Source organism: Aeromonas sp. HMWF015 (assembly GCF_963878965.1).
Lineage (GTDB): Bacteria > Pseudomonadota > Gammaproteobacteria > Enterobacterales > Aeromonadaceae > Aeromonas > Aeromonas veronii.
Genome location: NZ_CAWNZT010000011.1, coordinates 279 through 6744 on the forward strand (window position 1 = coordinate 279; position 6466 = coordinate 6744).

General features: G+C 60.0%; 7 protein-coding genes. 1 reads left to right on the top strand and 6 read right to left on the bottom strand.

The window, feature by feature from the left end; translation table 11 throughout:
- From AACS18_RS00535 to AACS18_RS00555, 5 genes are all read right to left on the bottom strand, one after another.
- A partial coding sequence (locus tag AACS18_RS00535; protein WP_258228808.1) for an ABC transporter ATP-binding protein occupies positions 1–390 on the bottom strand: 390 nt, incomplete at its 3' end.
- 6 nt (positions 391–396) lie between these two features.
- Positions 397–1173: an ABC transporter permease gene (locus AACS18_RS00540; RefSeq protein ID WP_101323410.1), complete on the bottom strand. Its 777-nt coding sequence runs from the start codon at positions 1171–1173 to the stop codon at positions 397–399.
- The gene (locus AACS18_RS00545) at positions 1166–2065 is read right to left on the bottom strand and encodes an ABC transporter permease (protein WP_108613447.1); all 900 of its coding nucleotides are present in this window, start codon (positions 2063–2065) and stop codon (positions 1166–1168) included. The genes AACS18_RS00540 and AACS18_RS00545 overlap by 8 nt, the downstream gene beginning before the upstream one ends.
- The gene (locus tag AACS18_RS00550) at positions 2065–2898 is read right to left on the bottom strand and encodes an alkaline phosphatase family protein (RefSeq protein ID WP_108613448.1); all 834 of its coding nucleotides are present in this window, start codon (positions 2896–2898) and stop codon (positions 2065–2067) included. The genes AACS18_RS00545 and AACS18_RS00550 overlap by 1 nt, the downstream gene beginning before the upstream one ends.
- 9 nt (positions 2899–2907) lie before the next feature.
- Positions 2908–3969 (bottom strand): ABC transporter substrate-binding protein, encoded by a 1062-nt coding sequence (locus AACS18_RS00555; protein WP_042081206.1) that lies wholly within the window; start codon positions 3967–3969, stop codon positions 2908–2910.
- Positions 3970–4233: 264 nt separating this feature from the next.
- Between AACS18_RS00555 and AACS18_RS00560 the strand changes: the two genes are divergently transcribed.
- Entirely contained in the window at positions 4234–4998 is a 765-nt protein-coding gene (locus AACS18_RS00560; RefSeq protein WP_108613449.1) for a UTRA domain-containing protein, read from the top strand.
- Between the two features lie 49 nt (positions 4999–5047).
- On the opposite strand, the gene AACS18_RS00565 is transcribed toward AACS18_RS00560, so the two are convergent.
- A complete protein-coding gene (locus AACS18_RS00565; RefSeq protein ID WP_005336490.1) occupies positions 5048–5812 on the bottom strand; it encodes a helix-turn-helix domain-containing protein in 765 nt (254 codons plus the stop codon).
- Positions 5813–6466 lie beyond the last annotated feature (654 nt).

Genomic DNA, 6466 nt, shown 5'->3' on the forward strand with positions numbered 1-6466 from the left:
ATAGCGGCGCTCGAAGCCGGTCAGCTCTACCAGTTCCAGCGCCTCTTTCACGCTGGCCGCCAGTTCCCGCCCCGGTTGGGGCTTCATCTTGAGGCCGAAGGCGACGTTGTCCCACACCGTCATGTTGGGGAACAGCGCATAGCTCTGGAACACCATGCCGATGCCCCGCTTCTGGGGCGCCTGCCAGGTAATGTCCTCACCGGCCACCCGCACCTGACCGCCATCCACCGGGGTGAGCCCCGCCAGCGCCCGCAGCAGGGTCGATTTGCCGCAGCCGGAGGGGCCGAGCAGGGTCACCAGCTCCCCCTTACGAATGCCAAACTCGATCCCCTCGAACACCGGGGTATCGCCGTAGGATTTATGCAACTGATTGACTTCTAAATGAAACATCTTGGATCACCGATGAAATCTGTTGGCCGCCCAGGTGAGCAGCAGGGTCAGCAGGAAGTAGCTCATCACCAACGCACTGGTGAAGTGGCCCGAGGTGGCACGCATGTTGTAGAGGTAGACCTGCAGGGTCTCGTAGCGGGTGCCCACCAGCATGTTGGCAAACACGAACTCACCGAGCAGGAAGGAGAGCGAGAGAAACAGCGCCGCCAGCAGCCCCTTGCGCAGACAGGGGATCACCACCAGCAAAAAGGCGCGCCGACTACTTGCCCCCAGCAGATGAGCGGCATCCATCAAATCCCTGAGCGGCACCCCTTGCAGGCTGTTGGCCAGCGCCCGGTACATAAAGGGGAGCACCACGGTGAACCAGGTGCCGATCAGGATCCACGGCGTGCCGATAATCGGCAGCGGGCCGTCGGCGTAGATCTGCAGCAACCCCACCGACGAAACCACAGGTGGCACCGCGAAGGGGAGCAGGATCAGCAGGTTCATCCAGGGATCCAGCTTTGGGAAGTAATAGGCCACCACCAGCACGGTGGGCACCAGTACCAAAGTCCCCAGCAGCAGGGTGGCGAAGCAGACCAGCAGACTGCGGCCAAACGCCGCGAGAAAGCGCGGGTCGCCCCACAGCTTGAGATACCAGTCGAGGGTGAAGCCATCCGGCAGCAGGGTCGCCCCCCAGCGGGTGGAGATGGAGTAGAGAAAGGTGGCCAGCAGCGGCAGCAGCAGGGTGGCGACCAGCGCCACCAGCACCCACTTGGGCCAGCGCGGTTGCAAATCATGCATGGGATTGCCCCTTGTTCACATAGCTCTTTTTCAGCAGCCACTGGTTGGCGGCCGTCACTACCCCCAGCAGCACCATCAGGATCACCGCCAGCGCCGCCGCCATATTGGGCTCGAGGAAGATATCGCCGGAGACCAGACTGGCCACCCGGATGGTAACCAGATTGAAGTTGCCAGTGGTGAGGGCGTAGGCGGAGGCATAGGCCCCCACCGCGTTGGCAAACAGGATGATCAGGGTGCCGAGCAGCGCAGGCGTCAGCACCGGCAGTGCCACGTGCCACACATACTGTCCCTTGCTCGCCCCCAGCAGCGCGGCAGCCTGCGGCCACTCATCCTGCAGCGCATCGAACGCCGGGTAGAGCAGCAGCAGGGCGAGCGGGATCTGGAAATAGGTGTAGATGAGGATAAGGCCGCTGCCCGAGTAGAGGTTGAAGCCGTCGATCAATCCCCAGGATTTCAGCAGCAGGGTCACTGCACCATTGATGCCGAGAATGATGATAAAGGCGAATGCCAGCGGCACCCCGCTAAAGTTGCCGGTCATGGTGACAAAGGCCAGCAGCACCCGCTTGACCCGCTCGCCGCTGTGACGCAGCGCTGCCGCCCCGAGAGTGCCGATGGCAAGCCCCGCCAGACTGGCGATACCGGCAATGCGCAACGAGTTGCCGAACGATTGCAGGTAGAAGGGGGAGCTCAATATCTCCCGGTAGTAGTCGAGGCCCCAGCCATCGGGGGTCTGAAAGCTGCCCACCAGCACCCACACCATGGGGGCGAGCTGGAACAGGATCATCAAGAGAATAAACGGCAGCAATACCAGTGCAGGCAGCCAGTGGCGGCGCACCTTGTGCTTGGTGGCCACGGGTTGATCCACCAGGATCTCGGTGGTGGCAGGCATCATCAGTGCACCTCGCGCATAAAGGCCGCCTTGAGCAACGGTGGCGCTGCCGGCTTGTCGTGGGGGATGCCCAGCAGATCGGCCATCAGGGCGCAGAGCTGGGTCTGGGCGATCACTACCCCATCCGGCCAGCGCTCGATAAAGGCATCGCCAAACAGCCAGAGCGGCACGGTGCGCTCTTCGGGCAGGGTGCCGCCGTGGCTCAGGTCGTTGTTCATGCCGTGATCCGAGGTGATCACCACCTGATACCCCTCCGCCAGCCACTGGGGCAGCAGATCGGCCAGCAGGCTGTCCATCCGGCGCGCCTGATTGCGGTACTGGCGGGAATCGAGGCCAAACTTGTGGCCCGCATCGTCCACCCCCATCGGGTGGATCAGCAGAAAATCGGGATCGTACTGGCTGCGCAGCCATTCCCCATCCATCAGCAGATGGCTGTCGGGATAGTTGTCATCCCAGTAGAAGCAGCCGTGCTGGATGGGCAACTGCTCGTCATGAGTAAAGCGATCACGGGCAGCCAGCCAGGGGCTGCGGTTATAGAGTTCGCTCACCCAGTAGTAGGCCGCCGCTGCGGTGCGTTTGCCCGCAGCGCGGGCCAGATGGAAGATGGAGTCATGCAGACTGAGGCGACTCACCCCGTTGTGGGTGATGCCGCTCACCACCGGCGGCACGCCGGTCAGGATGCACTCGTAGAGAGGCCGGGAGAGAGACGGCAGGGCAGCATTCAGAGTCGTATGCAGGCCCCGCCCCGCCTCCACCATGCCACCGAGGTAGCCCATGGTGTGGGCTACCTCGGCTGCCAGACCATCCACAAGTACCACTATCACCTTGTGTTGCACTGGATTCCCTTACTGCATGTTGATCATGACGGTTTCTTGCCACTGGCGCGGCAGGGCTTTGGAGCTCTGCTCCCAGGCGGCGTGATCCTGCACCGGCTTGGCATTGGCGTACTGCTCGGCTGGCAGCAGCTTGGCCTTCACATCATCCGGCAGCGCAACGTTGCTGCGGATCGGGCGGGCATAGCCACGGGCCAGGTTGATTTGACCGGCATCAGAGAGGATGTATTCACGGGCCAGCTTGGCAGCGTTGGGGTTCTTGGCCCACTTGTTGATGATGGTGGTGTAACCGGCAATGACGGAGCCGTCACTCGGGATCACCACATCAAACTTCTTGGGGTCGATCTGGTCGCGGTAGTTGAGGGCGTTGAAGTCCCACAGCACACCCACTTCCACCTCGCCCTTCTCGATGTTGGCGATGGTCGGATCGTTCAGGGAGAGACGACCCTGCTTGGCCAGCTGACCGAACAGCTCCAGTGCAGGTTTCAGATTCTTCTCGCTACCACCGGTGGCATAGGCCGCCGCCAGCACGCCGTTGTTGGCCTGGGAGGCAACACCCACATCACCCAGGGTCACCTTGTAGTCGCCACCCAGCAGGGATTGCCAGCTGGTGGGGGCTGCCTTGACCAGATCCTTGTTGATCAGGAAGGCGATGGTGCCGGTATAGGCCAGCATCCAGTGACCGTCGGCGTCCTTGGCCCAGTTGGGAATATCGGCCCAGGTGGAGGGTTTGTAGGGCTGGGTAACACCCTGCTTGACCGCAACCGGCCCGAAGGCGCCGCCCACGTCGCCGATATCGGCGGTGGCATTGGCCTTCTCGGCGGCGAACTTGGCGATCTCCTGCGCCGAGCTCATGTCGGTATCCTGATGCTTGATGCCGTAGATGCTGCCCAGCTGCTGCCAGGTATCCTTCCAGTTGGCCCAGCTGTCGGGCATGCCGATGCTGTGGAGCTGGCCTTCGCCACGGGCGGCCTTTTCGAGATCCGCGATATTTTCGGCTGCATAGCTATTTGTGGCAAACAACGGTTGACTGATGGCCACCATGGCCAGTGCACTTGCGATCACGCTTTTCATCATCCCATCCCTCTGGACTAGGTCAGTTAAGGTTCGAGAGGGATGCTAGAGGGGAATTGTGACGGTGGCGGGGCGCTTTAATGGCAGTTTGATGACAATCACCCTGTCATGGCGCTGTCATCCACAGCAGTTACAACTCTGAACCCGAGTGAGGCTGGACTATTCCAGTAAGGGATTGGCCAGCCACCCGCCTTCTGAATAAGCAACAGGGACAAGAGTGTGACCGAGCCGAGATTGAGCGAGCAGAGAGTGAACGAACAGAGCATGGCCGATGGCCGCTCCTCCTCCAAGTGCGAACAGATTTGCCAGACCCTGCGCCGCTATATCGGCAGCGGCCAATTGGGGGCCGGGCAGCAGCTGCCCGCCGAACGGGCCCTGAGCGAGCGCTTCGCTACCACCCGCATCACCATCAAGGAGGCGCTCTCCAGCCTCGAAGCAGACGGCCTTATCTACCGTGCCGAGCGGCGCGGCTGGTTTGTGGCGCCACCCCGCCTCACCTACGATCCCGCCATCCACGCCCACTTTCACCAGTGGATCGGCGAGCAGCAACGCACCGCCGAAACCCGGGTGCTGGCCCACGGCAGCGAACTTGCCAGCAGCGAACTGTGCCGCTGGATGGGGCTGGAACCCTTCACTCCACTTTATGAGATCCGCCGTCAACGGCTGATCGACGGCCGCCCGGTGCTCCATGTCAGCCACCATTTGCTGGCGAGCCGCTTTCCCGATATCGCCAGCGCACCGCTGGCCAGCTCCCTCACCGAGCTCTATCAGCAGCGCTATGGCATAGGCCAGGGCGGGGCGAGTCTCGAGATCACTCCCTCGGCAGCGCGCGGCGCCATCGCCCGCGCCCTCAATCTGGCGGAGGGGAGCGCCGTGCTGCGGCTGGTGCGGGTCAACTATGACGAGCGGGGTGGTCTGGTGGATTGCGATATCGAGCACTGGCGGCCGGATGCCATCCGCATCTGCCTCGATACCCGGGCGTTGCAACCCATCATCGCCAAAGCGCAGCCCGTGCAACTGGCAGAGTAGCCACGTTCAGGCTCATGAGCAGATGCGGATCCCGCAGGATCCGCCGGGATCAATTGTCGATATTGGGGATCATATCGTCAAAGCTCTGGTAGCCGCAGTCGGCCAGTTGCAGCGACATGGTGTAGGTCTTGGCATGCTCCTGCTGACCGATAGCGGGGCGATTGAGCTTGATCTCCTGATGCCAGTACTCCTTCATCCGGTCGATCAGCGCCATCGCCTCCCCCTCGTTGAGGTGCAGCTGACAGAGCGCCATATAGTTGTTCGACTTGTGCATGTTCTCCACCAGATACTCCCCCAGCACCGACATTGCCTGCCGCGCCTGCTGGCGGGCGAAACGGCTGTGCTGCTCGAAGCTGATCCGCTCGCTGATGAGGAAGTGGTAACTGTTGTCGATACCAAGCTGCAAAATGCCGAGCTTCTCCAGCTTGCGCAGATAGAGATAGCAGGAGGCATCGGTCAGGCCGTACTCCCGCTTGAGATCGATCAGCGTCTTGTCGCGCCAGAATATATTGGCGAGAAAGGCGTAGAGCCCCGGCTCGTTGTGAAACGCCTCGTCCTGCTCCTGGGTAAAGACGGCGCGGCGGCTCTGGGCGTCCTGAGTGCGATCCAGCAGCTCCTCGAACGAGAGCCCCACCAGATGGCAGATCTCCAGCAGGGTATCGAACGGCAGCGAGGGCTTGTTCATCATCCGTTTCACGGTCGCGATGGAGACGCCCATCGCCTCCGCCAGCGTCTGATAGCGGATTCCCTTGTCGGTCAGGGTCTTCTTCAGGGTGTCGAGAATATTGTTGGCCAGGGTCTGGCTGTAGGTCATGCCACTCTTCCTTGTTATCGCACTTTCATTGCATGGTTATGCCGAGTCAGCTTCTGACCTGTTTTTACCTTCAAGGCTCAGATATTGACACCGAAAAAACAGCCTAGAGAAAAAATCGCCTAAAACGCCCATCAGGACAGACCAGTTGAACGATGAGGTCGCAAAATCTGACACCAGACAGTGCATATCTTTCAACCCGCAAACATTTTGCTAGTGCTGCATAGAACATCGCGCATAATCGAAACGTATCGAATTCAAGACCCTTCCTGGTTGAGAAATCGATTGTTTGCTTCCAAATTTTTATCTTTTAAACCGTAAGGTTTTTTCTCTTTCCTGGCATTGGGCGGCGCTGATAGCACCGCCCTTTTCTTTTCCCTGAATTCGCAGGTCAGGTCAAGGGCCCCGGCAAGGGGAAGTGTCACAGGCCACCCGCCGCCAACCGATGCGCCAGCCACTACGACCGTTCTGGCAACGGTATCCTAAACGATCATCAATACCGTGTTATTGCCATTCAATATATTTAAATGGCTTGCTTGGAAAGCTTCGAAAAATATAAAAATGAATATAACAAAGTTATTTAAAACTCCAAAAACCTATCTTTTAAATGGACTACATATATAAGACAGAAAAATTAATCAACCAGTACTACCAATA